The following is a 1,029-nucleotide window of genomic DNA, read 5'->3' on the forward strand; positions in this document are numbered from 1 at the left end:
ATCACTAAGTAATATGATTAATGAAAGGGATGAATCGCTGAAGGAAGTATATTGAAAATACAAAAACAGATTCAATCTCTACCGCTAACGAATATACCAATAATAAAATTAAGAATATCTTTATTGATAACGATATTGCACTTAAAAATATGGATAATAAAATCAATAAAGTAGACAAAAGAGCAAGCGCGGGTATTGCCTCTGTTGCGGCAATGGCTAATATTCCTTATGTAACTAATCATACGTTTAGTTTAGGCGTCGGTGTTGGTAATTATCGAGATGCTAATGCATTTGCAACAGGTGCTCAGTATCAAATAACAGAAAGCGCCATTATTCGCGTTTCTGCTTCATGGAATACAGAAGATCGCGGTGTTGTTGGCGGAGGTGTCTCTTATGGCTGGTAAAGCACTTTTGTAGTGTGCCCAATAGAATAAAAAAAATAGAGATAAGGCTGTTTCTTTTTTATCTATCTACTGGCTTTTATGTTTTGGATTTGAATAATAAAGGTAACAGCCTTTGTTTTCTATAATGAGTAACTTATGATCTATCTTCATTCTGGTGGTGGTATTTTTTGAAAAAACAAGCAAGAGTTAATCAGGTCGCTACGGAAAAAAGCGCAAGAACTTGCTAAAAATAAGAGAAAAAAAAGTTGCACAACTTAGAACATTTGCAGACTTCTCTGTTGATATTGAAGATGTTGGGGTGATCTTACTGATTGAACCCACTATTGAATTAGCGCTTGAAGTGGGACGACAGTATTCACAATCCATGGATATTGTGGTTGCTGAAAGTGCAACAGCAGGAAAGAAACTGACCATTTGTCAGATTGAATTTGCAGTAACAAAAATCTGTGTTCTCTGATATTTGGAGTTATTCAGTTATCCACATTAACTGTGGATAACTCTTGTCTTACATGTTAGTAATCTTATTATTAATTGATTTTATTATATATTTTATATTGATTGAAAAATATCCATTTAAATTAATGTCCTTAATACTTTGTTATTATTCAAAATGATAAAGAACATT

Annotated in this window: 2 protein-coding genes; both read left to right on the top strand. The window is 32.8% G+C overall.

Translation table 11 applies throughout. From position 1 onward, the window contains the following. Window positions 1–149: 149 nt before the first annotated feature. Window positions 150–404, top strand: a complete 255-nt coding sequence (locus tag BHE89_RS26385) for a YadA C-terminal domain-containing protein (protein WP_286146287.1) — start codon at window positions 150–152, stop codon at window positions 402–404. Between the two features lie 220 nt (window positions 405–624). After that, window positions 625–861 (top strand): hypothetical protein, encoded by a 237-nt coding sequence (locus BHE89_RS18450; protein ID WP_286146288.1) that lies wholly within the window; start codon window positions 625–627, stop codon window positions 859–861. Window positions 862–1,029: the final 168 nt, after the last annotated feature.

The sequence above is a fragment of the Shigella sp. FC1967 genome, from assembly GCF_001743005.1.
In the GTDB taxonomy this organism is placed as follows: Bacteria; Pseudomonadota; Gammaproteobacteria; order Enterobacterales; family Enterobacteriaceae; genus Proteus.

Bases quoted from the DNA above. Each gene is read 5' to 3' on its own strand.
- BHE89_RS26385 (WP_286146287.1), top strand. From the start codon at position 150: ATGGATAATAAAATCAATAAAGTAGACAAAAGAGCAAGCGCGGGTATT.